General features: G+C 50.6%; 23 protein-coding genes. 17 read left to right on the top strand and 6 right to left on the bottom strand.

Annotated features, from left to right (window positions below):
- The first annotated feature begins 188 nt into the window (after positions 1 to 188).
- From nudF to parE, 5 genes are read left to right on the top strand one after another with little or no spacing between them, the layout of a single operon-like run.
- Positions 189 to 818, top strand: a complete 630-nt coding sequence (nudF, locus tag H9644_RS07720; RefSeq protein WP_064529628.1) for an ADP-ribose diphosphatase — start codon at positions 189 to 191, stop codon at positions 816 to 818.
- The gene (locus tag H9644_RS07715) at positions 819 to 1,241 is read left to right on the top strand and encodes a DUF1249 family protein (protein ID WP_000833390.1); all 423 of its coding nucleotides are present in this window, start codon (positions 819 to 821) and stop codon (positions 1,239 to 1,241) included.
- 24 nt (positions 1,242 to 1,265) lie between these two features.
- The gene (gene cpdA, locus H9644_RS07710) at positions 1,266 to 2,093 is read left to right on the top strand and encodes a 3',5'-cyclic-AMP phosphodiesterase (protein WP_064529629.1); all 828 of its coding nucleotides are present in this window, start codon (positions 1,266 to 1,268) and stop codon (positions 2,091 to 2,093) included.
- Positions 2,093 to 2,674, top strand: a complete 582-nt coding sequence (gene yqiA / locus H9644_RS07705) for an esterase YqiA (protein WP_000105733.1) — start codon at positions 2,093 to 2,095, stop codon at positions 2,672 to 2,674. The genes cpdA and yqiA overlap by 1 nt, the downstream gene beginning before the upstream one ends.
- A gap of 28 nt (positions 2,675 to 2,702) precedes the next feature.
- Positions 2,703 to 4,595, top strand: a complete 1,893-nt coding sequence (gene parE / locus H9644_RS07700; protein ID WP_064529630.1) for a DNA topoisomerase IV subunit B — start codon at positions 2,703 to 2,705, stop codon at positions 4,593 to 4,595.
- Positions 4,596 to 4,658: 63 nt separating this feature from the next.
- Here parE and H9644_RS07695 read toward each other — a convergent pair whose 3' ends face one another.
- Entirely contained in the window at positions 4,659 to 6,800 is a 2,142-nt protein-coding gene (locus H9644_RS07695) for a TonB-dependent siderophore receptor (RefSeq protein WP_191774029.1), read from the bottom strand.
- Between the two features lie 373 nt (positions 6,801 to 7,173).
- Here H9644_RS07695 and H9644_RS07690 point away from each other — a divergent pair, with 373 nt between their 5' ends.
- From H9644_RS07690 to H9644_RS07670, 5 genes are read left to right on the top strand one after another with little or no spacing between them, the layout of a single operon-like run.
- Positions 7,174 to 7,983 carry an ABC transporter ATP-binding protein gene (locus tag H9644_RS07690; RefSeq protein WP_000940874.1) on the top strand — a complete coding sequence of 270 codons (810 nt, stop codon included), beginning with the start codon at positions 7,174 to 7,176 and terminating at the stop codon, positions 7,981 to 7,983.
- A complete protein-coding gene (locus H9644_RS07685; RefSeq protein ID WP_064529633.1) occupies positions 7,980 to 8,963 on the top strand; it encodes a FecCD family ABC transporter permease in 984 nt (327 codons plus the stop codon). The genes H9644_RS07690 and H9644_RS07685 overlap by 4 nt, the downstream gene beginning before the upstream one ends.
- An 8-nt stretch (positions 8,964 to 8,971) precedes the next feature.
- Entirely contained in the window at positions 8,972 to 10,009 is a 1,038-nt protein-coding gene (locus H9644_RS07680) for a FecCD family ABC transporter permease (RefSeq protein ID WP_191774074.1), read from the top strand.
- A gap of 10 nt (positions 10,010 to 10,019) precedes the next feature.
- Entirely contained in the window at positions 10,020 to 10,967 is a 948-nt protein-coding gene (locus H9644_RS07675; protein WP_191774027.1) for an iron-siderophore ABC transporter substrate-binding protein, read from the top strand.
- Entirely contained in the window at positions 10,964 to 11,851 is an 888-nt protein-coding gene (locus tag H9644_RS07670; RefSeq protein ID WP_064529635.1) for a MurR/RpiR family transcriptional regulator, read from the top strand. Before H9644_RS07675 ends, H9644_RS07670 begins: the two co-directional genes overlap by 4 nt.
- A gap of 44 nt (positions 11,852 to 11,895) precedes the next feature.
- Here the strand turns inward: H9644_RS07670 and H9644_RS07665 are convergent, their stop codons facing one another.
- Positions 11,896 to 12,210: a putative quinol monooxygenase gene (locus H9644_RS07665; RefSeq protein ID WP_000633738.1), complete on the bottom strand. Its 315-nt coding sequence runs from the start codon at positions 12,208 to 12,210 to the stop codon at positions 11,896 to 11,898.
- A gap of 30 nt (positions 12,211 to 12,240) precedes the next feature.
- Complete coding sequence (gene mdaB / locus H9644_RS07660) at positions 12,241 to 12,822, bottom strand: NADPH:quinone oxidoreductase MdaB (protein WP_000065430.1); 582 nt, start codon at positions 12,820 to 12,822, stop codon at positions 12,241 to 12,243.
- Positions 12,823 to 13,142: 320 nt separating this feature from the next.
- On the opposite strand from mdaB, the gene H9644_RS07655 reads away from it, so the two are divergent.
- Positions 13,143 to 13,475 (top strand): DUF2645 family protein, encoded by a 333-nt coding sequence (locus H9644_RS07655; RefSeq protein ID WP_191774025.1) that lies wholly within the window; start codon positions 13,143 to 13,145, stop codon positions 13,473 to 13,475.
- Between the two features lie 45 nt (positions 13,476 to 13,520).
- Here the strand turns inward: H9644_RS07655 and qseC are convergent, their stop codons facing one another.
- Both qseC and qseB read right to left on the bottom strand, forming a co-directional pair.
- Positions 13,521 to 14,870: a quorum sensing histidine kinase QseC gene (gene qseC / locus H9644_RS07650; RefSeq protein ID WP_191774023.1), complete on the bottom strand. Its 1,350-nt coding sequence runs from the start codon at positions 14,868 to 14,870 to the stop codon at positions 13,521 to 13,523.
- Positions 14,867 to 15,526 (bottom strand): quorum sensing response regulator transcription factor QseB, encoded by a 660-nt coding sequence (gene qseB / locus H9644_RS07645; protein ID WP_064529638.1) that lies wholly within the window; start codon positions 15,524 to 15,526, stop codon positions 14,867 to 14,869. The genes qseC and qseB overlap by 4 nt, the downstream gene beginning before the upstream one ends.
- A 150-nt stretch (positions 15,527 to 15,676) precedes the next feature.
- Between qseB and ygiW the strand changes: the two genes are divergently transcribed.
- The 6 genes from ygiW (at position 15,677) to ftsP (ending at position 23,163) form a co-directional block, all read left to right on the top strand.
- Entirely contained in the window at positions 15,677 to 16,069 is a 393-nt protein-coding gene (gene ygiW, locus H9644_RS07640) for an OB fold stress tolerance protein YgiW (protein WP_191774021.1), read from the top strand.
- 51 nt (positions 16,070 to 16,120) lie between these two features.
- On the top strand, positions 16,121 to 16,603 hold the full coding sequence (locus H9644_RS07635; RefSeq protein WP_064529640.1) for an AraC family transcriptional regulator: 483 nt from the start codon (positions 16,121 to 16,123) through the stop codon (positions 16,601 to 16,603).
- 107 nt (positions 16,604 to 16,710) lie between these two features.
- Positions 16,711 to 18,318 (top strand): ABC transporter substrate-binding protein, encoded by a 1,608-nt coding sequence (locus tag H9644_RS07630; RefSeq protein ID WP_191774018.1) that lies wholly within the window; start codon positions 16,711 to 16,713, stop codon positions 18,316 to 18,318.
- A gap of 137 nt (positions 18,319 to 18,455) precedes the next feature.
- Positions 18,456 to 20,705: a DNA topoisomerase IV subunit A gene (gene parC, locus H9644_RS07625; RefSeq protein WP_064529641.1), complete on the top strand. Its 2,250-nt coding sequence runs from the start codon at positions 18,456 to 18,458 to the stop codon at positions 20,703 to 20,705.
- 234 nt (positions 20,706 to 20,939) lie between these two features.
- A complete protein-coding gene (gene plsC / locus H9644_RS07620) occupies positions 20,940 to 21,677 on the top strand; it encodes a 1-acylglycerol-3-phosphate O-acyltransferase (protein ID WP_191774016.1) in 738 nt (245 codons plus the stop codon).
- Between the two features lie 73 nt (positions 21,678 to 21,750).
- A complete protein-coding gene (gene ftsP / locus H9644_RS07615; protein WP_064529642.1) occupies positions 21,751 to 23,163 on the top strand; it encodes a cell division protein FtsP in 1,413 nt (470 codons plus the stop codon).
- Between the two features lie 91 nt (positions 23,164 to 23,254).
- Here ftsP and H9644_RS07610 read toward each other — a convergent pair whose 3' ends face one another.
- Positions 23,255 to 24,559 (bottom strand): TRAP transporter large permease, encoded by a 1,305-nt coding sequence (locus H9644_RS07610; protein WP_191774015.1) that lies wholly within the window; start codon positions 24,557 to 24,559, stop codon positions 23,255 to 23,257.
- Between the last annotated feature and the right edge of the window lie 2 nt (positions 24,560 to 24,561).

Below are 24,561 nucleotides of genomic sequence, written 5' to 3'. Positions count from 1 at the left end.
GAAGCAGTATTTAGCGCGATCAAACTGTAAAATTATTGCGGATTCTAGCAGAAGCCGCTACCGCAAAAGGTTGGCGTTACGTGCCATAGGGCGTTAATGTGCCTCAATTTAACACATGACTGCTCAAACGGCAGTCAAACGTCGCTGAAATTCACATTTTATTCACTATTAGTGCCAGGACATTAGCCATGCTTAAGCCAGACAACCTGCCCGTTACATTTGGCAAAAACGATGTAGAAATTATTGCACGAGAAACACTTTATCGCGGCTTTTTTTCATTAGATCTTTACAGATTTCGTCATCGTTTATTCAACGGGCAAATGAGTCATGAGGTCCGACGGGAAATTTTTGAACGCGGTCACGCCGCAGTCTTGCTACCCTTTGACCCAGTGCGCGATGAAGTTGTACTGATTGAGCAGATACGAATTGCCGCGTATGACACCAGCGAAACGCCCTGGTTACTGGAAATGGTTGCCGGGATGATTGAAGACGGTGAGAGTGTGGAAGATGTTGTCCGTCGCGAAGCGATTGAAGAGGCGGGACTAAAAGTGAAACGGACTAAACCGGTGTTAAGTTTCCTGGCAAGCCCGGGCGGCACCAGCGAGCGTTCGTCAATTATGGTGGGCGAAGTGGACGCCACGACCGCAAGCGGTATTCACGGTCTGGCAGATGAAAACGAAGATATTCGCGTTCATGTGGTAAGTCGGGAACAGGCATACCAATGGGTAGAAGAGGGGAAAATCGACAACGCAGCGTCGGTCATCGCTTTGCAATGGCTGCAACTGCATCATCAAGCGTTAAAAAATGAGTGGGCATAAATGAAGCGTTACACACCTGACTTTCCTGAAATGATGCGCCTGTGCGAGATGAACTTTTCACAATTGCGCCGTTTGTTACCGCGCAATGACGCACCCGGTGAAACTGTAAGCTATCAGGTGGCAAACGCACAATATCGGCTAACGATTGTGGAATCGACCCGATACACTACCCTGGTGACTATTGAACAGATTGCGCCAGCGATCAGTTACTGGAGCCTTCCGTCGATGACGGTGCGTCTGTATCATGATGCAATGGTGGCTGAAGTGTGTTCAAGTCAGCAGATTTTTCGCTTCAAAGCGCGGTATGATTATCCTAATAAAAAGTTGCATCAACGCGACGAAAAGCATCAAATTAATCAGTTTTTAGCGGACTGGTTGCGATACTGTTTAGCACATGGAGCGATGGCGATTCCGGTTTATTAGCGTCGTGAAACCTAAGGACACCATTTGGAAAGCCTGTTAACCCTTCCTCTGGCTGGTGAGTCCAGAGTCAGGATTTTACAAATTACCGATACTCACCTGTTTGCGCAAAAGCACGAAGCCCTGTTAGGTGTGAACACCTGGGAGAGCTACCAGGCGGTGCTGGAGGCGATTCGCCCACACCAGCACGAATTTGACCTGATTGTCGCGACAGGTGATTTAGCGCAGGATCAAACGGCTGCGGCCTATCAGCACTTCGCTGAAGGCATCGCAAGCTTTCGTGCGCCCTGCGTCTGGCTGCCGGGCAACCATGACTTCCAGCCTGCGATGTACAGTGCGTTACAGGATGCGGGTATATCTTCAGCGAAACGCGTGTTTATCGGTGAGCAGTGGCAAATCCTGTTGCTGGACAGCCAGGTGTTTGGCGTGCCACACGGCGAGTTGAGTGAGTTTCAGCTCGAGTGGCTGGAACGTAAACTGGCCGATGCACCAGAGCGCCATACCTTGCTGCTACTGCACCATCATCCGCTGCCTGCCGGTTGTAGCTGGCTTGACCAACACAGTCTGCGTAACGCAGGTGAACTGGATAACGTGCTGGTGAAGTTTCCGCACGTCAAATATCTGTTATGCGGCCATATCCATCAGGAACTGGATCTCGACTGGAACGGTCGTCGCCTGCTGGCAACGCCATCGACCTGCGTGCAGTTTAAGCCGCACTGCTCCAACTTCACGCTGGATACCATCGCGCCCGGTTGGCGTACGCTGGAACTTCATGCCGATGGCTCGCTGACCACAGAAGTACACCGCCTGGCAGACTCCCGTTTCCAACCAGATACCGCTTCAGAAGGTTACTGATGTCGACGCTTCTTTATTTACACGGTTTCAATAGTTCGCCGCGTTCTGCGAAAGCGAGCTTGTTGAAAAACTGGCTGGCGGAACATCACCCTGACGTTGAGATGATTATTCCGCAGTTACCGCCGTATCCTTCCGATGCGGCAGAACTGCTTGAATCCATTGTGCTGGAACATGGCGGTGATTCGCTGGGGATTGTTGGTTCGTCACTGGGCGGGTACTACGCCACCTGGTTGTCGCAATGTTTTATGCTGCCGGCTGTGGTGGTAAACCCGGCGGTGCGCCCGTTTGAACTGCTAACAGACTATCTCGGTCAGAACGAGAACCCCTACACCGGGCAGCAATATGTGCTAGAGTCTCGCCATATTTACGATCTCAAAGTCATGCAGATTGACCCGCTGGAAGCGCCGGATTTGATCTGGCTGCTGCAACAGACGGGAGATGAAGTGCTGGATTACCGCCAGGCGGTGGCGTACTACGCCTCCTGCCGCCAGACCGTAATAGAAGGCGGCAACCACGCATTCACGGGCTTCGAAGATTATTTCAACCCGATCGTCGATTTTCTTGGTCTGCACCATCTCTGACGATCAACTCGAATTACTAACTTAAACCATGACGCAAACTTACAACGCTGATGCCATTGAGGTACTCACCGGGCTTGAGCCGGTTCGCCGCCGTCCGGGGATGTATACTGATACCACTCGCCCTAACCATTTGGGGCAAGAAGTTATTGATAACAGTGTCGATGAAGCACTGGCCGGTCACGCAAAGCGCGTGGATGTAATTTTACATGCTGACCAGTCGCTGGAAGTGATTGACGATGGTCGCGGAATGCCGGTGGATATTCACCCGGAAGAAGGTGTTCCGGCGGTCGAACTGATTCTTTGCCGTTTGCACGCGGGCGGTAAATTCTCTAACAAAAACTACCAGTTCTCTGGCGGCCTGCACGGCGTGGGGATCTCGGTGGTTAACGCCCTGTCGAAGCGCGTAGAAGTTAACGTGCGCCGCGATGGTCAGATTTATAACATCGCCTTTGAAAATGGCGAAAAGGTGCAGGATTTGCAGGTTGTCGGTACTTGCGGTAAACGCAACACTGGCACCAGCGTACACTTCTGGCCGGATGAAACCTTCTTCGACAGCCCGCGTTTCTCTGTTTCACGCCTGACGCATGTGCTGAAAGCCAAAGCGGTCTTGTGTCCTGGCGTTGAGATCACTTTTAAAGATGAGATCAACAATACCGAACAACGCTGGTGCTATCAGGACGGTCTGAACGATTACCTTGCGGAAGCGGTAAATGGCCTGCCGACGTTGCCGGAAAAACCGTTTATCGGTAATTTTTCTGGTGATACCGAAGCGGTGGACTGGGCGCTATTGTGGCTGCCGGAAGGTGGCGAACTGCTGACCGAAAGTTACGTCAACCTGATCCCAACGATGCAGGGCGGTACACACGTTAACGGTTTGCGTCAGGGCCTGCTGGATGCGATGCGCGAGTTCTGCGAATACCGCAACATTCTGCCGCGCGGCGTGAAGCTGTCGGCGGAAGATATCTGGGATCGCTGCGCATATGTGCTGTCGGTAAAAATGCAGGATCCGCAGTTTGCCGGGCAGACGAAAGAGCGTCTCTCTTCACGTCAGTGCGCGGCATTCGTTTCTGGCGTGGTGAAAGATGCTTTCACCTTGTGGCTGAACCAGAACGTCCAGGCGGCTGAACTGCTGGCGGAGATGGCGATTTCCAGCGCCCAGCGCCGTCTGCGCGCGGCCAAAAAAGTGGTGCGTAAAAAACTGACCAGCGGTCCGGCACTGCCTGGCAAACTGGCCGACTGTACCGCGCAGGACCTTAACCGTACCGAACTGTTCCTCGTGGAAGGGGACTCTGCAGGCGGATCCGCCAAGCAGGCGCGCGATCGTGAGTATCAGGCGATCATGCCGCTGAAAGGTAAGATCCTTAACACCTGGGAAGTTTCTTCCGACGAAGTGCTGGCTTCGCAGGAAGTGCATGATATTTCGGTGGCGATCGGTATCGATCCTGACAGCGACGATCTTAGCCAACTGCGTTACGGCAAGATCTGTATCCTGGCGGATGCTGACTCCGATGGTTTGCACATTGCTACGCTGCTCTGCGCGCTGTTTGTAAAACATTTCCGCACGCTGGTGAAACACGGTCACGTCTACGTAGCTCTGCCACCGCTCTACCGCATTGACCTGGGCAAAGAGGTCTATTACGCCTTGACGGAAGAAGAGAAAGAGGGCGTGCTCGAGCAATTAAAACGCAAGAAAGGCAAGCCAAATGTCCAGCGTTTTAAAGGTCTGGGTGAAATGAACCCGCTGCAACTTCGTGAAACCACGCTCGACCCGAATACTCGCCGTCTGGTGCAATTAACCATCGATGATGAAGATGATCAGCGTACCGACGCGATGATGGATATGCTGCTGGCGAAGAAACGTTCGGAAGACCGCCGTAACTGGTTGCAAGAGAAAGGCGACATGGCGGAGATTGAAGTCTGATAATCCTCCTGCCAGGAGAATAAAACATAGCCCGGCATACAAGCGTATACCGGGCTTTTTTTATCAAAATTCCATTTTCACCGTGAATTGCACTTCACGCGGATCGCCAATCTGATTACCCAGATTATTGGTGGCGATGGAAGAGGTGTAATACGTTTTATCAAACAGGTTTTTGACGTTTAATTGCAGAGTGACCGGATACTGCAATTTCATTTTGTATGCGGCGAAGGCATCGGCAACGAAATAGCCTGGCAGATAATAGTCAGCCCCATTGGTTGCCGAACGACGGCTTACGCCATGTCCGCCACCGCCAAACGTCAGAGTGTTATTACCTGGCATGTTGTGAATGTCATAGGTCAGGAATAGCGAACCGGTATGACGAGGAACATTCGGCAATGGTTTTCCTGCATAATCAGGATCATCCAGAACCTTAGCATCGGTATAGCCGTAGCTGGCAATAATATTAATATTTTCAGTTAATGCTCCCGCAAGGTCGACTTCAACCCCTCTTGAACGAACGCGGCCTGCCGTTTTGGCGATGGTTTCGTCACCAATACTTTCGGTATACAACACGTTACGTTTATGGATATCAAACAGCGCAATATCTGCGGTGATACCATCGAACAGCTCGAATTTTGCCCCAACTTCGTAAGCATTAGATGATTCTGGTGGCAGATCGCCAATGTAGCTGGCAATTGACGATTGCGGCATAAATGTTTGCGAATAATTGGTAAATAAGGATACAGATGGCGTCAGTTTATAGACCAGCCCCAGTTTGGGAGTCCATTGTTCATCGCGGCTGTCAGTATTGACATTAAAAGGACGGCCTTTACCCGCATACTGCGTGTAATACTGATAGCGGATCCCGGCGACGGCAATCCAGTTATCGGTCAGATAGAGCGCATCCTGTGCATAAGCTGAGTAGCTCTCCTGTTTGATCGTCTGATCACTGTCCGACGCCGAAACCGTTGTACATTTGCTGGTGTTGCCATAAACAGGGCTGTAGATATTGAAATCTTTAGCGTTTTTACAGCGAATCATATCTGTGCGCAGAAGATCATAATATTCATATGACACCCCACCCAGAATCTCATTATAGAATCCAGCAATATCAACATTCCCTTGTAGATCCGCACGAGTAGCATGCATACGCTGGGTAGAGCCCTGAGTTGCATCAACACGTCGTGTCAGCGTTCCTGTCGTTGCATCATACGCGGTAACACGAGCCTGATTATCGCTGTATTTATCCTGGCTGTAGCTGTAATCAAAGCGCGCTGTCCACTGGCTATTGAGATGGTATTCTGCGTTGAGTTGCGCCAGATCGGACTGACCATCGGTAATGTTAAACGGTTCGTCGAAACGTATTTTTCGATCAACGTTTACGGGCTGTTTCGTCGTAAGATCGAAAATCGTTCCGCGATCGAACGGCGTTTTATAATCCCGATGGGAATAGAGCATGGTTACTGTTGCATTATCACCAAACCAGGTAAGTGATGGGGCAATAAATGTACTGCGCTCTTTACCAAAGTTTCGCCAGTAATCTTCATCCTGCACTTCCCCCGTCAGGCGGTATGCCAGCTGAGTGCCTTCAATGGGGCCTGTGATATCAAGTTGCCCAGTGCCACCACCGAAACTGGAGGACGTGGCTGATACAGAACCATGGAATGTTTTTTCCGGGCGCTTTGTCACGACGTTAATCAGTCCGCCAGGATCGAGAATGCCATACAGCGTGGAGGCCGGGCCTTTTAGCACTTCCACACGTTCTGTTGCGGCGTTAAAGCTACGAGGAAGTACAGTTCGCAGGCCGTTGGTCATGATAGAACCATCCCGGTTAGCGCCGAATCCACGACGTACAAAAGCGTCCTGAGTCCCGCCTAATGTATTGGTTTGCACCACGTTACTGACGTTATAAAGCGCCTCATCCAGCGTCGTCGCATTCTGATTTTCCAGTACTTGATCGCTAACCGTATTGACCACCTGCGGAATATCCAGCATCGGCATGTCGGTTAATGTCGCAGTGGAAGTGCTCAGAGGTTGATAACCATCGGTTGCCTCAGTTGCGGTATTTGCATCTGCGGTAACAGTGATGGTTTCGCCATCTTTGGTCGTTACAGTGTCTGTTGCATGAATCATCGGTGTCGCAAAGAGCAGTGAAAAGAGCGCCCGACCTTTGAGTCCTGAGAATGAAGGTGTGAACTTAGCCATTTAGTCTGTTATCCCAAAAACTCGCGGATTGTCGCGAGTGAAAATTGTTTCTTGTTGCTCACTAAGCACTATCCGTTTGTTATTTCATCACCGGATATGTAATTGAGAATCATTCAAACATGTGGCAATGTAGTAGTAAATGAGAAATGACAAAAAAATGCTACATGTGTTTTTACGATGATTTAATGCAACTTGATTGTTCTTAACTAGTTAATATTTAATGTTTTAATTTTTATTTTAAATAATATTTTACGTGCTATTTACCTTGTTTTTATATGGTTTTTAACTCCTTGACTACTACATTTTGTGGCGTCAAACTCTCAAAGGAGAATGAGTTTTATTTTTGTTTGTCTTTGATTAAGTTGGCGTACACGTGGCACATAACGCAAAAGGGCAGGGGCTGATCCTCGACAATGTTTCTGCCGGGTATCACAAGAAAATCATTGTTGATGGTGTTTCTTTCTCCGTTCCCACAGAAAAAATGACCGTTCTGGTTGGGGCGAACGGCTGTGGAAAATCGACGTTGCTCAGTACCATCGCGCGTATCTTGCAGCCCATGGGTGGCTCAATATTGCTTGATGGCAAAGCGATTCACGAGCAACCAACGAAAGCGTTATCCCGTAGACTTGGGATCTTACCGCAGTCGCCATTATTGCCGGAGGGCTTAACCGTTTATGAACTGGTGTCGCGTGGGCGCTTTCCCTGGCAGAATTTCATACGCCAATGGAGCGACGCCGACGAGCAGGCGGTAGAAGAGGCCCTGAAATTAACCGGTACGCAGGAGTTTGCACATTTACCGGTTGAAAAACTCTCTGGTGGGCAGCGCCAGCGCTGCTGGATTGCGATGGTGTTGGCGCAAAAGACGCCTTATATCCTGCTGGATGAACCCACAACCTGGCTTGATTTACGTTATCAGGTTGAAATTCTTGAGTTATTACATGATTTAACGCGTCATCACGGGCGCACTGTCGTTGTGGTGTTGCATGATCTGAATTTTGCCGTGAATTATGGTGATACGTTGATATTTTTACGCCAGGGGAAAGTGGTGCGTGTGTTGAATGAGGGGGAACATTGCACGCCTGAACTGGTAAAAGCTGTCTTTGACGTTGATGTTCACGCATCAATAAATCCTCTGACGGGAAAACCGTTTTTCATGCCGTTTCGTGGTGTAGAAAAAGTATGATGCGCACGGGGCTGGTTACTGTTTTTTTCCTCGCCTTACTGCTGGTGGGATGCGTGGTATATCCAGGGATTGGTGCCCGATTTATTGCACCACAAACGGTGTTGCAGGCATTTCTTCATTTTGAACCGCAAAACTTCGATCACAACGTAATTGTAAGACTGCGTTTACCGCGTTTAGCGGCAGCATTGCTGACTGGAGCTTCTCTTGGTGTTGCTGGTGCTTTGTTGCAGGCTGTCATTCGTAACCCATTGGGCGAGCCACATATTTTAGGCTTAAATGCCGGAGCCGCCCTGGCTGTCGTTGCCGCCAGCGCGCTTGGACTGGCATTTCCTGTTGGGCGCCCGCTGCTGGCATCTGCAGGAGGTGCGTTATTGTTCCTGTTGATATTGCTGCTCTCTTCCGCAGGGCGTTCAGGATTAACGCCAATGAAAGTTACCTTATGCGGCGTGGCGTTATCAGCGTTCGTTTCCTCAATAACGGCTGCAATCCTGATTCTTGACGAACAAACGCTGCTGGCGATGCGGACATGGTTAGCGGGGGATTTAGCGGGGCAGGATTGGGCGACGCTTGGAACGTCCGCCTGGTTTTCTTTGGGGGGATTTGTATTAGCCCTTTACCTTGCGCCCTCTCTTAACATGTTGGCACTGGGCGATCGCATGGCACAGGGGCTGGGTGTTTCGGTACTACGCACACGAACATTCACTCTGATTGCGATTGCGTTGCTCTGCGGTGCTGCCGTATCGATTGCTGGCCCCATTGGTTTTGTCGGCCTGTTGGTACCACAGATTGTCCGGCGTCTGGCATCAGCGGATCTGCGCGTTCTGCTACCTCTTTCAGCTTGTGTCGGCGCCCTTTTGTTATTACTGGCAGATATTATCGCCCGAACGCTTTTCACGCCCCATGAGCTGGCGACCGGTGTCATGACGGCGTTAGTTGGCGCACCCGTTTTTGTCATTATGGCGACGAGGATGTTCAAATGAGTCAGATAATGAACGTCGGGCTACGCCCACTACGTGTTGGTAAATTTTCGACACTGATTCGCCCTAAAAATCTGCTGTTGCTTAGTGGACTGTCTCTGTTTGCGGTTGGAATACTGATATTCGGTCTGATGCATGGTTCTTTCTCCGTCCCGGCATCGGAAGTAGGACGTGCGTTGTTTGCTCCAGAAAACGTAAGCACCGACGCACGTTATATTGTGCAGGATATCCGCTTGCCGAGAGTCATCATGGCATTGCTATGCGGGGCCATGTTAGGTATGGCAGGGGCCGCAATGCAATCCATTGCGCGTAACGGCCTTGCCGATCCCGGTTTAATCGGCGTTAAAGAAGGATGTAGCGTGGCTGTGCTGTGGCTGATTTTTCAGTTTCCAATGCTGGGAATGTTCTGGCGCCCCGTGGCGGGTCTTGCTGGTGGCTTGTTGGTGGCTTTAATCGTGATTTTTTGCGCGCGCGATATTTCCCGCCCGCGATTTGTTCTGATTGGCATTGGCGTGTCCTGGTTTTTCGCTGCCGGGATCGGTGTATTTATGACCACAGCAGATGTTCGTGATGTACAAACTGCATTGATGTGGTTATCGGGAAGCCTGCATGCAGCTAACTGGATGTTAGTCGGTATTTCAGTCTGTTGGATGTTGCCAGCCGCTCTTTTATTGCTGTTCACTGCCCGGACTGCGGATATCGCTCTGCTGGGTCATCAGGTTGCAACCGGGTTAGGCGTGAATAGTTCTCGCCTGGCGTTGTTACGTGTAGCCGCACCAATAATCCTGACAGCCGTCTGCGTTTCGTGTGTTGGCAACATCGGCTTTGTCGGGCTGATAGCACCCCATATGTCACGTTTTATTCTGCGTGGCGGGCAGACGACATTACTGCTGGGGAGCGCCGTATCGGGGGCGTTGTTAGTCATCCTGGCGGATAGCATTGGGCGTTTGGCTTTTTTGCCTTTGCAACTCCCTGCGGGAATCGTTATCTCACTGATTGGTGGACCATTCTTTTTGCTACTGCTCTGGCAGCGCAGGAACAGTTTTTAACGGGAGTTATATGCGTTTATTTTTTTCTCTGCTGATACTGTTGTCATTTTTTGCCCGTGCAACAGAACCAGTTCAGGTGTTTACCGATGATTTAGGGCGCAAAGTCACAGTGCCTGCACATCCAAAGAGAATTGTCTCTTTACACGATCTTGATATCACCATTCCTTTGATTGAACTTGGGGTTCCCCCGGTCGCCAGCCACGGACGTACACGCCCTGACGGTAGCCATTTCATTCGATCAGGTGCGTTACTGACAGGTGTCGACTTCGATAATTCATCAATAGCCTTCATTGGAACAGCCGATATTGATATTGAAGCGATTGTGGCGGCAAAGCCTGACCTGATCATCACAGAACCGACCCGCAATACGCCCATTGAACAACTGGAAAAAATTGCGCCCACGGTGAGCATTGATCATCTCAAAGGGGGCGCGCCAGAAATCTACCGCAAGCTGGCAGTACTTACAGGAACACAGGCGCGGCTGGCGATACTTGAACGCCGCTATCAGGCGCAAATCAATGCGCTGAAGGCGACGCTGGACAGCCAAAAAATAACGGTATCGGTGATTCAGGCAAATCAGGGAAAAATTAATGTGATGCATAGCTATCATTCGCTGGGGCGGGTATTACGCGATGCTGGTTTTCGCTTTCCGCCGCTGATTGAGAGCATTCCTGAAGGTGGGCGAATGGATGTGAGCGCGGAGCGTTTGCCTGAACTGGATGCCGATTTTGTTTTTGCAACCTGGCGTGGTGACACTGGTGGTAAGCCTCAGGATGAGCTGGCAGCGATGGAAAAAGTGATGCCGGGATGGTGCCAGTTTCTTACGGCCTGTCGTTCCGGGCGTTATGTATTGATTTCCCGTGAAGAGGCGATTTCTAACTCCTTTGCATCTCTTGGGCTGATGGCTGCGCAGATACAATCACAAATTGCGGGGCGACCTTTACCGGAGGCCAAATGATCCAGAAAGACAAAACGCGTGTTGATATTTTTGGTGAGCGTTTCCGCACTCGTGCCAGTCAGTTAACGCCGGGGTTAAGAGCCGTCGCCAGCTACATTAATGAACATCGTGAAGTGGTACTCGAGCAAACGGCGATGGAAATTGCAGCCACATTGAACACTTCCGATGCCACAGTGATTCGGGCTATCCAGGCCCTGGGGTTTGCCGGGCTGCGGGATCTGAAACGCACTCTGGAACAGTGGCTTGGTCCTGCCCTTAGCTCCAGCGAAAAGATGTCTACGACGGTGAGTAACTTGACGAGCGATGTTAACACCGCAATCGATTTTGTTCTTGAAGGGCATTTGTATACCTGTAATGTCCTGTCCGAGCCTGAAAACCGCCACGCGCTCGCACAAGCGGTAGCCATGCTGGTGCAGGCGCGGCAAGTTGTTATTTTTGGCATTGGCGCTTCGGGTATCCTGGCGGACTATACCGCACGGTTATTCAACCGCATTGGCTTACCCGCCACGGCGCTAAACCGTACTGGTATTGGCCTTGCCGAGCAACTGATCGCGCTTCAACGTGGCGATGTTCTGATCATGATGGCGCAAAAATCTGCGCACCGGGAGGGGCTGACAACGCTGCGTGAAGCGAGACGGCTGGGGATCCCTGTTATTTTGCTGACAAACGCGCTGGATTCGCGTTTTAGCAAAGACGCCAGTATCGTGATTCATGTTCCGCGCGGGGATGAAAAGGGGAAAACGCCACTACATGGTACGGTATTGTTGTGTCTGGAAATGATTGTCTGGTCGGTGGCTTCCGCAGTGCCGCAGCGTGCGGTTAAAACCATTAAGCGAATTAACGATTTCCATCGGGGTTTGAAAACGGGAAGAAAGAATGGCTAATCTGACCTGAGGCCGGTAACAGCTCCGGCCTCTTTTCAGAGATGTCAAAGCCCTGGTTGCAGGATACGAATATTCATCTCCAGCACATCGCCTTTTACGGCTTCGCTGTACGCTTTCATGTGCGGCGTCTGCAAATGCGCTTCAAGATGGGCAATGCTTTCCCACTGCTCAATCATCACGATAGAGTCCGGCGCCATAGACTGGAAACTCACGCCAGCAGCGCAATCCACCATTGGCGCGTAGCCGTGGCAACCTTCTTCCTTCAGAACGGTTGGAACGATTTTAGCAAACTGATCCAATACCGCCTGACGGTGATGCTGACCAGGACGAGTACGGATTTCTGCGATTACTGTAATCATGGTTAACTCCTTCTAAAGCCAGAGCCCTAGTTAACCAAAAATCTCTACAAGATGCTTGCGATATTCTTCAGTATAGCGGGGAACATCAGGCATTTTTATCACGTCATTAGCGATAAATGTCGGCAGCGGTTCCATACCGAGGAATTGGTTTGCTTTATGGAATGGCAGATACACGCCGTCAACGCCAACGCCGTGGAAGAACTGGTCTTTTTCGGTGAAGGCTTCCATTGGGGCGTTCCAGGTCAGGGAAAGCATATATTTTTTGCCCTGTACCAGGCCGCCAGAACCGTATTTTTTCGACGGGTCTTTACGAGTACGACCATCGCTGGCATACAGCGTGCCGTGACCTTCGGTGAACACATCATCAATGTATTTTTTCACCGTCCACGGTGCGCCCATCCACCAGCCTGGCATCTGCCAGATAACCACATCAGCCCAGAGAAAGTTTTGTACTTCGGCTTTGACATCGTAGTCGCTGTCGGCGCGAACGATGCGGACATCATGCCCGAGGTCGCGCAGCGTGCCATCCGCGACTTCGGTCAGGGTGTCGTTCAGTTGACCATTGGAGTGGGCGAATTTCTTCGCGCCGTTGATAATCAGGATGTTGCTCATTTTTTATCCTCAAGGTGAGAAGTTTGTCGACTATAGTACGTCACAGAGCGGCACGGTGAAATTAGCAAAATGTGCAAAGTCTTTTGCGAATTTAGCAAAAGTCTGATCTTGCTCTGACCCATCGATGCAGGATAAATATTTTCTGAAAATGACAATACTGATAGCAATTCCTCATAATTTCCACTAGTACAGGATTAGTTTACAGGTTTGGTTCGGTTTTTCTGGAGACTTATAACTATGGCGTTGAATAAGTAAAAGTAAAAATATCAACGCGTGACGTTGATAATTATAAATGGATTTTTTTTGGAACGTGCTGAAATATGTTAAAGCAGAAAATTCAAACAATATTTGAAGCACTGTTATATATAATGCTTGCTTATTGGCTAGCAGAAAATTTCTTTGCTTTCAATAAATATGACTGGATGCTTGAGTCGGGAGACAATATTTGCAGTATACCTTCCGTTTCAAGCGAAGATCGTATATTACAAGCAATGATTGCAGCATTTTTTCTTCTGACGCCACTTATTATTATCATCTTAAGAAAACTCTTTGTGCGGGAAATATTCGAGTTTTGGTTATATGTAATCTCTCTCGTTATTTGTCTGGTTTGTGGTTGGTGGCTTTTTTGGGGACGGCTTATATTTTGCTATTAATAAAATCTATGAGAGTCGTTTTAACGGCCCTCATAGACATAGGCGTTACCAGCTCACCTTCGCCTCAAATCCACCTTGTTTTGCATTACCAAACACAACATTCATACCATGCAGCCTGGCGATTCGCTGGACAATCGACAGCCCAAGCCCGCTGCCGGTGGCGGTTTGTCCCGGTGGGCGATAGAAGCGTTCACCAATTCGCGCCAGTGCCTCTGGCGTTACTCCGGGGCCGTTATCCCTTATGGTGAAATTATCGGCATTCAGCGTGACGTCCACCACGCTGCCTTGTGGACTGTAACGCACAGCGTTATCCAGCAGATTTCGTACCAGTAGGCTTAACAATAGCGGTTGTCCGGTGCGTTTGATGCCCTGGGCATTGAGCGTCAGCCGCACGTCAATTTTCGCCTGCTGCGCCGTGTGGTAAATATCCATTACCGACGATTGCAGGAGATCTTCAAGTGGGATTTCCGCGACGTCCTGAAGATTATCCAGCGAATCCAGCCGCGACAAAGTGAGCAGTTGGTCAACCAGGCGCGTGGCGCGATCGATCCCGGAATGTAATTGCATCAGGGCTTTTTTTCGTGCCTGTGGATCGTCGTCAGAAAGCTGCGCGACTTCGGTTTGTACTTTCAGCGCGGTTAACGGGCTACGCAGTTCGTGAGCGGCATCGGAGGTAAAGCGTCGCTCACGAACCATCATCGCATGTGTACGTTCGAAAAGTTGATTCAGCGACTCAACCAGCGGACGCACTTCGCTCGGCACACCGGTGGTGTCGAGCGGTTTTTCCGAGTCGGGATCGCGCATACGTAGCGCCAGCGCCAGTTTGTTCAGCGGTGAGAGTTCACGACCCAGCAGTACCATCATGATGATTAACATAATCGGTAGCGCGACAAGCCACGGAATGAGCTGTCCGATAACAATCGCCAGCGCCATGTCTTCACGGTATTCCCATTCCTGACCGACAGCGATGCGATATTTACCATCAGGTGATGTCATCCAGATAAAACGCCATTGATCTTTATCACCTATCAGTTGCCCGTCAGCAAAACCTTCACGTTGATAGCTATAGGGAATATCTTCTCCGTTGTCGCCATCGTTGAGCACCATTTTTCCATCGTGGGTAAAGACGGCAAAGGTCAGTGCATCATCATCTACATGACCGTGTTTGAATTTCTTAGGCGTTCTTGCCATACGATCTGCCGCATTGATTTCGTTGAGATCGAGCGTACTTAACCGTTTGGCAAACAGCATTAACTGGGTATCGAACAACTCATCGACGTTATCCGTTGTTTGCTTCCAGGCGACAAAACTGGAAAGCAGCCAGGTCACCGAGGCCAGAATCAAAAAGATCAGCGTCAGTCTGACTCGCAGACTAAGGCGTTGGGTAAATTTCATTTTTCACCTAATGTGTAGCCTATACCGTGAACGGTACGAATAAAGTCACTGCCGAGTTTGCGCCGCAGGTGATGTACATGCACTTCGACGGCATTGCTGGTGACCTCTTCGTCCCAGGTATACAGTTTTTCTTCAATCAGTTTGCGCGGCAGTACCCGACCGGCGTTGCGCATTAAGAGTTCTAGTAGGGCAAACTCTTTTGGCTTTAACGTTAAGGATTCACCTGCCAGCGTGGCGATCCGTTTGCCGGGGTCGAGCATTACGTTACCGTGGCGCAGCTCGTTGCTGGCCTGGCCGTTGGTTCGGCGCATCAGAGCCTCCAGCCTGGCTGCGACTTCTATCAACGCAAAAGGTTTGCATAGATAATCGTCCGCGCCCAGGCGCAAACCTTCCACGCGTTCGGCCAGAGCGTCGCGTGCAGTGAGAATCAGTACCGGTTCACGCTGACCTTTACCCCGCCACTCGCGTAAAATATCGCGACCATCCATTCCCGGTAAGGTTAAATCAAGGATCACCGCGTCATAAGGCGCGCTATAAAGCGCCTCTTTTCCCTGACGACCTTCCGTAAACCAGTCGACGCTAAAACCCATCTTACTCAGACCTGTTTTGATGCCATCGCCAATCAGCATGTCATCTTCTATCAGTAAAATTCGCATCTTTTCATCCCTGCGATAACTGTATTTGTTGCAAGTAAACCGTGTTGTAACGTGCTCTGTACAGCCCTAAATTTTCTTTTTTTCCTTAAGAAGTTGTTAAGGACTATCTTGTTTAATGCCCGGAAACAGACATTAAAGGGAGTAACAAACATGAAAAAATTAGCAGCAGTAATTGCAGTAATGGCTCTGTGCAGCGCACCGGTAATGGCAGCAGAGCAGGGTGGTTTTTCTGGCCCATCGGCAACACAAAGTCAGACCGGTGGATTCCAGGGGCCGAACGGCAGTGTAACTAACGTAGAAAACGCGAAATCTCTGCGTGACGACACCTGGGTAACTCTGCGCGGCAATATCGTTGAGCGCATCTCTGACGATCTGTACCTGTTCAAAGATGCCAGCGGCACCATCAATGTAGATATCGACCACAAACGCTGGAACGGTGTGACTGTGACGCCGAAAGATACGGTTGAGATTCAGGGCGAAGTGGATAAAGACTGGAACTCTGTTGAAATTGACGTTAAACAGATCCGCAAAGTAAACCCGTAATTTTACCGCTCCCGGGACGCGTTCCCGGGAATAATTTCGCAGGGAGGCAAAATGACAAACCTGACACTGGATGTAAACATTATCGATTTCCCATCAATCCCTGTGGCGATGTTGCCACATCGCTGTAGCCCTGAGTTGCTCAACTACAGCGTGGCAAAATTTATCATGTGGCGCAAAGAGACGGGGCTTTCTCCTGTTAACCAAAGCCAGACTTTTGGCGTCGCCTGGGACGATCCTGCCACCACCGCGCCAGATGCGTTTCGCTTTGATATCTGCGGCAGCGTTAACGAACCGATTCCGGAGAATCGTTATGGGGTGAGTAATGGTGAACTTACGTCGGGACGTTATGCCGTAGCCCGCCATGTTGGCGACCTGGATAACATATCTCACACCATCTGGACCATCATTCGCAGCTGGCTTCCTGAAAGCGGCGAGAAAATACGTAACGCTCCGATTCTGTTTCATTACACCAACCTGGGCGAAGGGATAGCAGAGCAGCAATTGAAAACGGATGTTTATGTGCCGTTAATGTGAAGGGGATCTTTTCCGGAGTGTGAACCAAATCACTCGTGATAAGTTTGAGCTAACAATGCCACAGGCGTATTGTTGTCGGGCTTATAATTTCTCCGGTAAGGAATACCATGTATACGCGAAATTTATTATGGCTGGTCAGCCTGGTAAGTGCGACTCCTCTCTACGCTGCTGACGTTCCCGCCAATACTCCGCTCTCTTCGCAACAAGTCTTTCGTTACAACAATCATAGCGATCCAGGCACACTCGACCCGCAAAAGGTTGAGGAGAATACTGCCGCGCAGATTGTGCTGGATCTGTTTGAAGGTCTGGTATGGATGGACAGCGAAGGCAAAGTGCAACCCGCTCAGGCCGAGTCCTGGGAAGTGTCTGATGGCGGCAAACGCTATGTTTTCCATTTACGCAACGGCCTACAGTGGTCTGATGGTCAGCCTCTGACAGCTCAAGATTTTGTCCTCGGCTGGCAGCGCGCGGTTGACCCCAAAACGGCAAGCCCTTTTGCTGGCTATCTGGCGCAGGCGCATATTAAAAATGCAGCGGCTATCGCGGCGGGAAAAGCGGATGTCTCATCGTTAGGCGTGAAAGCGACAGATGAACGCACCCTTGAAGTCACGCTTGAGCAGCCCGTACCGTGGTTTACGACGATGCTAGCCTGGCCGACGTTGTTTCCTGTTCCACATCATGTAATAGCGAAATATGGCGATAGCTGGAGTAAGCCAGAACATATGGTTTACAACGGTGCCTTTGTGCTTGATAAATGGGTAGTTAACGAAAAGATTACTGCTCGCAAAAATTCTAAGTACCGCGATGCAGAGCATACCGTTTTGCAGCAGGTCGAGTATCTGGCGCTGGATAATGCGGTCACCGGTTATAACCGCTATCGCGCGGGAGAGGTCGATCTGACCTGGGTTCCGGCGCAGCAAATTCCGGCTATCGAAAAATCGTTGCCAGGCGAGTTGCAGATTATCCCGCGTCTGAACAGCGAATATTACAACTTCAATACGCAGAAAACGCCGTTTGACGACGTGCGTGTGCGGCGGGCGTTATATCTGACGGTCGACAGACAGTTAATCGCGCAAAAGGTACTTGGGCTGCGAACGCCTGCAACCACGTTGACGCCGCCAGAGGTTGAAGGCTTTAACGCACCGACGTTCGATGAACTGCAACAGCCAATGAGTGAGCGCGTGGCGACGGCAAAAGCCTTGCTGAAACAGGCGGGATACGACGCCTCTCACCCGCTACGCTTTGAACTGTTCTACAACAAATACGATCTGCATGAGAAAACGGCGATAGCCTTGTCTTCCGAATGGAAAAAATGGCTTGGCGCACAGGTGACGTTGCGAACGATGGAATGGAAAACGTATCTCGATGCCCGACGTAGCGGTGATTTCATGTTGTCGCGGCAGTCGTGGGATGCGACGTATAATGATGCTTCCACCTTTCTGAACACGCTTAAAAGCGATAGTAAAGAGAACGTCGGTCACTGGAAAAACGCGCAGTATGACGCGTTATTGAATCAGGCCGCGCAAACCACCGATGCGGGAAAACGTAATGCGCTGTATCAACAGGCTGAGGCCATTATTAACCAGCAGGCACCGCTCATTCCCATCTACTATCAACCGCTGATCAAACTGCTTAAACCCTACGTTGGCGGTTTCCCGCTGCATAATCCTCAGGATTATGTCTACAGCAAAGAGTTGTATATCAAGGCACATTGATGCCTTTATCGCCGTCGGAGCACGTCCGGCGGCGCTAATGACGCTGATCTCCTGTGACTCGACGCGGCAGATAATGTAGTATCTCCAGCAATATTGCCCCTTTGAAGGCGGGCGAATAAGTTGAGGAATCAGAATTAATGAGCGATATGGCAGAGCGCCTTGCGCTGCATGAGTTTACGGAGAACGCCTACTTAAACTACTCCATGTACGTGATCATGGACCGTGCGTTGCCGTTTATTGGTGATGGTCTGAAACCCGTTCAGCGCCGCATTGTGTATGCGATGTCAGAACTGGGCCTGAATTCTACCGCCAAATTTAAAAAATCGGCTCGTACCGTCGGTGACGTACTGGGTAAATACCATCCGCATGGCGACAGCGCCTGCTATGAAGCGATGGTGCTGATGGCGCAGCCATTCTCTTACCGTTATCCGCTGGTGGACGGGCAGGGGAACTGGGGGGCGCCGGACGATCCGAAATCGTTCGCGGCAATGCGTTACACCGAATCCCGCCTGTCGAAATATTCCGAGCTTTTATTAAGTGAACTGGGGCAAGGAACGGCGGATTGGGTGCCAAACTTCGATGGCACGTTGCAAGAGCCGAAAATGCTTCCTGCCCGCTTGCCGAATATTTTACTTAACGGCACCACCGGCATTGCCGTCGGCATGGCGACGGATATTCCGCCGCACAACCTGCGTGAAGTCGCGCAGGCGGCAATCGCCTTAATTGAGCAGCCCAATACCACGCTCGACCAGTTACTGGATATCGTGCAGGGGCCGGACTACCCGACCGAAGCGGAAATCATCACTTCCCGCGCGGAGATCCGCAAAATCTACGAAAACGGTCGCGGTTCTGTGCGTATGCGCGCGGTGTGGAAAAAAGAAGATGGCGCAGTGGTTATCAGCGCACTACCGCATCAGGTTTCTGGCGCGCGCGTGCTGGAGCAGATTGCTGCGCAAATGCGCAACAAGAAGCTGCCGATGGTTGACGATCTGCGCGATGAATCTGACCACGAGAACCCGACTCGTCTGGTGATTGTGCCGCGTTCCAACCGCGTGGATATGGATCAGGTGATGAACCACCTCTTCGCTACCACCGATCTGGAAAAGAGCTATCGCATTAACCTCAATATGATCGGTCTGGATGGTCGTCCGGCGGTGAAAAACCTGCGGGAAATCCTCTCTGAATGGCTGGTGTTCCGCCGCGATACCGTGCGCCGCCGTCTGAACTATCGTCTGGAGAAAGTCCTCAAGCGCCTGCATATCCTGGAAGGTTTGCTGGTGGCGTTTCTCAACATCGACGAAGTGATTGAGATCATTCGTAATGAAGATGAACCGAAACCGGCGCTGATGTCGCGCTTTGGCATTACGGAAACTCAGGCGGAAGCGATCCTCGAACTGAAACTGCGTCATCTCGCCAAACTGGAAGAGATGAAGATTCGCGGTGAGCAGAACGAGCTGGAAAAAGAGCGCGATCAGTTGCAGGGTATTCTGGCTTCCGAGCGCAAAATGAATAATCTGCTGAAGAAAGAGCTACAGGCCGACGCACAAGCATATGGCGACGATCGCCGTTCTCCGCTGCAGGAACGCGAAGAAGCGAAAGCGATGAGCGAGCACGACATGCTGCCGTCTGAGCCGGTTACCATTGTGTTGTCGCAGATGGGCTGGGTGCGTAGCGCCAAAGGTCATGATATCGACGCCCCTGGTCTGAACTATAAAGCGGGTGACAGCTTTAAAGCTGCGGTGAAAGGCAAGAGTAACCAGCCTGTGGTGTTTGTTGACTCTACCGGACGCAGTTACGCCATCGACCCCATTACGCTGCCCTCAGCGCGTGGTCAGGGCGAGCCACTCACCGGTAAACTGACGTTGCCGCCAGGCGCTACCGTTGATCACATGCTAATGGAAAGCGACGATCAGAAACTGTTGATGGCGTCCGATGCAGGTTACGGATTCGTCTGTACCTTTAACGATCTGGTGGCGCGTAACCGTGCTGGTAAGGCACTGATTACTCTGCCAGAAAACGCGCATGTTATGCCGCCAGTGGTGATTCAGGATCCTTCCGATATGTTGCTGGCGATTACTCTGGCTGGACGTATGCTGATGTTCCCGGTCAGTGAGCTTCCGCAACTGTCGAAGGGTAAAGGCAACAAGATCATCAACATTCCGTCGGCAGAAGCCGCCCGGGGCGAGGATGGCCTTGCTCATCTGTATGTGCTGCCTCCACAAAGTACGCTGACGATTCATGTTGGGAAACGCAAAATCAAACTGCGTCCGGAAGAGCTGCTGAAGGTGACCGGTGAGCGTGGCCGTCGCGGCACATTGATGCGTGGTTTGCAGCGTATCGACCGTGTCGAGATTGACTCCCCGCGGCGTGCTGACAGCGAAGAGTAAAATGCAGGAGAGGGCTGCACCTTCTCCTGCCACTAAGGTAAGCCGGATGAAACGTTGAAGTCGTCATCCGGTACTGCATTTAGTCCGTGTAAACAATAAAAATTCCCTTGAAACCGTTGTTTATTCATGCGTTGCGATTAACAATACGCTTTTCCGGAGAGCGGCTTTTAACAATGCCCTAACCTGATTTCAGGTGACGTACAATGCCAGTCTCTCAGATCTTCAGAGGGTGTTATGCTATATATCTTTCGTCTTATTATTACTGTTATTTACAGCATCTTAGTCTGTGTATTCGGCTCCATTTACTGCCTTTTCAGCCCGCGTAATCCGAAGCATGTGGCCACCTTCGGGCATATGTTTGGTCGTCTTGCGCCGCTGTACGGCCTGAAGGTCGAATGTCGCAAACCAACTGACGCTGAAAGCTACGGTAATGCTATCTATATTGCTAACCATCAGAACAACTATGACATGGTGACGGCATCAAACATCGTGCAGCCGCCGACGGTCACTGTGGGTAAAAAGAGTTTGCTGTGGATCCCCTTCTTTGGGCAGTTGTACTGGTTAACCGGTAACTTATTGATCGACAGAAACAACCGTACTAAGGCGCACGGTACCATCGCGGAAGTGGTGAATCACTTTAAAAAACGCCGTATTTCCATCTGGATGTTCCCGGAAGGTACGCGTAGTCGTGGTCGCGGCCTGCTGCCGTTTAAAACCGGGGCCTTTCATGCGGCGATTGCGGCAGGTGTGCCGATTATTCCCGTGTGTGTTTCCACGACTTCGAATAAGATTAATCTCAATCGACTGAATAATGGTTTAGTGATCGTAGAAATGCTGCCGCCGATTGACGTCAGTCAATATGGTAAAGATCAGGTTCGCGAGCTGGCTGCTCATTGTCGTTCGATAATGGAACAAAAAATCGCCGAGCTCGATAAAGAAGTCGCAGAGCGCGAAGCTGCCGGAAAAGTTTAAGTCGGCAATCTGGATTTTTGCGGGAACGTTTTCCTGCACAGTTTTACTTTAGCCAGTTTTACATGGAGCAAATATGTCACTCAGTCGGCGTCAGTTCATTCAGGCATCGGGGATTGCACTCTGTGCAGGCGCTGTCCCCCTGAAGGCAAGCGCAGCCGGGCAACAGCAACCGTTGCCCGTTCCGCCGCTGCTTGAATCTCGCCGTGGGCAACCGCTGTTTATGACAGTACAGCGCGCGCACTGGTCATTTACGCCAGGGACGCGTGCGTCGGTTTGGGGTATCAATGGTCGTTACCTTGGGCCGACAATCCGTGTCTGGAAGGGCGACGATGTTAAGCTTATTTACAGCAACCGACTAACGGAAAATGTCTCAATGACGGTTGCCGGGTTACAGGTGCCTGGTCCGCTGATGGGTGGCCCGGCGCGCATGATGTCGCCTAATGCTGACTGGGCGCCCGTGTTGCCAATCCGCCAGAACGCTGCGACCTTGTGGTATCACGCTAATACGCCGAACCGCACTGCTCAACAAGTCTACAATGGCCTTGCCGGAATGTGGCTGGTGGAAGATGAAGTCAGCAAGTCACTGCCCATTCCTAACCATTATGGTGTCGATGATTTTCCGGTCATTATTCAGGATAAACGCCTGGATAACTTTGGCACACCAGAATATAACGAACCAGGAAGCGGTGGCTTTGTTGGCGATACGCTACTGGTTAACGGTGTGCAAAGCCCGTACGTTGAAGTCTCGCGTGGCTGGGTGCGCCTGCGTTTGTTGAATGCGTCGAACTCCCGTCGTTATCAATTGCAGATGAGCGACGGACGTCCATTGCATGTGATTTCAGGCGATCAGGGATTCCTGCCTGCGCCAGTGTCGGTAAAACAACTTTCCCTGGCGCCGGGCGAGCGTCGTGAGATTCTGGTGGATATGAGCAACGGTGATGAAGTGTCTATCACCTGTGGTGAAGCGGCGAGTATCGTTGATCGTATTCGTGGCTTCTTTGAGCCATCCAGCATTCTGGTTTCCACGCTGGTGCTAACGTTGCGCCCGACTGGGCTACTGCCGCTGGTCACTGACAGCCTGCCAATGCGGCTGTTGCCGACAGAAATTATGGCCGGTTCGCCGATTCGTAGTCGTGATATTAGCCTGGGTGACGATCCTGGTATCAATGGGAAGTTGTGGGACGTCAACCGTATTGATGTCACCGCGCAGCAAGGTACGTGGGAGCGCTGGATCGTGCGAGCAGATGAACCGCAGGCGTTCCATATTGAAGGCGTGATGTTCCAGATCCGCAATGTTAACGGCGCCATGCCGTTCCCGGAAGACAGAGGCTGGAAAGATACCGTTTGGGTCGACGGACAAGTGGAGCTGCTTGTCTATTTCGGCCAGCCTTCCTGGGCGCACTTCCCGTTCTACTTTAATAGTCAAACGCTGGAAATGGCGGACCGTGGCTCGATAGGGCAACTGTTGGTCAATCCGGTACCGTAATGGACCAATTAAGTCTCCTGGCGATATGCAGTCCTCGCGGTGAGGGAAGACGTAAACAGACGGGCCTGAATTATTCAGGCCCGTCTGTTTGTCAGCTTGAAAATAATCCTGGTAGCATCAGACTAAGCTGCGGGAAATAACAAATAATTGCCATTACTACAAACAATGCCAGAAACATCGGCAGTAATGGTTTTATTGCTCTGTCGATACTGACCTTACCAATGCTGCACCCCACAAACAGAATGGTGCCGACAGGTGGTGTGCAAAGGCCAATGGTTAAGTTGAAAACCATAATTATGCCGAAGTGAATGGGATCAATCCCCAGATGTTGGGCGATCGGCAGGAAAATAGGTGTAAATATCAGGATCGCCGGTGTGATATCCATAAAGGTGCCGACGATCAACAGAATGATATTGATAATAAGAAGAATGATCCATTTGTTATCCGAAACGCTGGTAATCAGTTCATTGATCAACTCAGGAACATCAGCATTCGTCATGGCCCATGACATCCCCATCGAACAGCCTACCAGCAACAGAACAATTGAACTGGTTACCACGGAATCTAACAGGATTTCATTGAGTTTCTTGATGGTGATTTCCCGGTAAATCATCGCCAGGGCTAAACTATAAATTACCGCTATTGCCGACGCTTCTGTAGGCGTAAAAACCCCCGCGATAATACCGCCAATAATGATAAAAATAAGCATCAGGCTGGGAATTGATTCACGAAATATTTGTAAAAACTGATGCAAATTGATGCGTTCAGCCACTGGATAATGGTTGCGTCGTGCATAAAGTGCAGCAACAAACATTAAAGCAACAGCGGTGAGAATGCCTGGCAGATATCCGGCTAAGAATAACGCAGCAACAGAAGTCCCTCCGCTGGCGAGTGAATAGACAATCAACACATTGCTGGGGGGGATCATCAGACCAATTGGAGCAGAGGCAATATTAACAGCCGCAGAGAACGCCGGATCATAGCCCTCTTTTTCCTGCAATGGTGACATAATGCCACCTACTGCGGCAGCTGACGCCACAGCAGAACCTGAAATCGCACCAAATAGAGTATTCGCGAGGATATTACAATGAGCCAGTGAGCCAGGAAGACGCCCAACTAATGCTTGCGCCAGGTTAACCAATCGTCGGGCTATGCCTCCGGTATTCATAATGTTTCCGGCTAACACGAAGAAGGGAATGGCTAATAGCGTAAAGCCATCCAGGCCTACGGTCATCTTTTGCGAAATAACCGAAATGGCGGCATCGGGCGGTAACGCAGTAATAATAGATAACAGCGAAGAAAGGCCAATAGCAAAAGTAATTGGCACGCCTATTGCCAGCATGACGGCAAAGCTGCCAAATAAAATTAAGACGGGGTAGATATATTCAAAGTCCATAC

The sequence above is a fragment of the Escherichia whittamii genome (assembly GCF_014836715.1).
Classification (GTDB): Bacteria; Pseudomonadota; Gammaproteobacteria; order Enterobacterales; family Enterobacteriaceae; genus Escherichia; species Escherichia whittamii.
The sequence above is the reverse complement of the archived record's forward strand: the minus strand, read 5'-3'. Positions and strand labels throughout refer to the sequence as shown.

Coding starts and splice junctions, on each gene's coding strand:
- parC (WP_064529641.1), top strand. CDS start 18,456: ATGAGCGATATGGCAGAGCGCCTTGCGCTGCATGAGTTTACGGAGAAC.
- H9644_RS07715 (WP_000833390.1), top strand. CDS start 819: ATGAAGCGTTACACACCTGACTTTCCTGAAATGATGCGCCTGTGCGAG.
- H9644_RS07655 (WP_191774025.1), top strand. CDS start 13,143: ATGTTAAAGCAGAAAATTCAAACAATATTTGAAGCACTGTTATATATA.
- H9644_RS07680 (WP_191774074.1), top strand. CDS start 8,972: ATGAACGTCGGGCTACGCCCACTACGTGTTGGTAAATTTTCGACACTG.
- yqiA (WP_000105733.1), top strand. CDS start 2,093: ATGTCGACGCTTCTTTATTTACACGGTTTCAATAGTTCGCCGCGTTCT.
- H9644_RS07685 (WP_064529633.1), top strand. CDS start 7,980: ATGATGCGCACGGGGCTGGTTACTGTTTTTTTCCTCGCCTTACTGCTG.
- H9644_RS07670 (WP_064529635.1), top strand. CDS start 10,964: ATGATCCAGAAAGACAAAACGCGTGTTGATATTTTTGGTGAGCGTTTC.
- nudF (WP_064529628.1), top strand. CDS start 189: ATGCTTAAGCCAGACAACCTGCCCGTTACATTTGGCAAAAACGATGTA.
- parE (WP_064529630.1), top strand. CDS start 2,703: ATGACGCAAACTTACAACGCTGATGCCATTGAGGTACTCACCGGGCTT.
- H9644_RS07695 (WP_191774029.1), bottom strand. CDS start 6,800: ATGGCTAAGTTCACACCTTCATTCTCAGGACTCAAAGGTCGGGCGCTC.
- ftsP (WP_064529642.1), top strand. CDS start 21,751: ATGTCACTCAGTCGGCGTCAGTTCATTCAGGCATCGGGGATTGCACTC.
- qseC (WP_191774023.1), bottom strand. CDS start 14,870: ATGAAATTTACCCAACGCCTTAGTCTGCGAGTCAGACTGACGCTGATC.
- qseB (WP_064529638.1), bottom strand. CDS start 15,526: ATGCGAATTTTACTGATAGAAGATGACATGCTGATTGGCGATGGCATC.
- H9644_RS07665 (WP_000633738.1), bottom strand. CDS start 12,210: ATGATTACAGTAATCGCAGAAATCCGTACTCGTCCTGGTCAGCATCAC.
- H9644_RS07630 (WP_191774018.1), top strand. CDS start 16,711: ATGTATACGCGAAATTTATTATGGCTGGTCAGCCTGGTAAGTGCGACT.
- mdaB (WP_000065430.1), bottom strand. CDS start 12,822: ATGAGCAACATCCTGATTATCAACGGCGCGAAGAAATTCGCCCACTCC.
- H9644_RS07610 (WP_191774015.1), bottom strand. CDS start 24,559: ATGGACTTTGAATATATCTACCCCGTCTTAATTTTATTTGGCAGCTTT.
- H9644_RS07635 (WP_064529640.1), top strand. CDS start 16,121: ATGACAAACCTGACACTGGATGTAAACATTATCGATTTCCCATCAATC.
- H9644_RS07675 (WP_191774027.1), top strand. CDS start 10,020: ATGCGTTTATTTTTTTCTCTGCTGATACTGTTGTCATTTTTTGCCCGT.
- ygiW (WP_191774021.1), top strand. CDS start 15,677: ATGAAAAAATTAGCAGCAGTAATTGCAGTAATGGCTCTGTGCAGCGCA.
- plsC (WP_191774016.1), top strand. CDS start 20,940: ATGCTATATATCTTTCGTCTTATTATTACTGTTATTTACAGCATCTTA.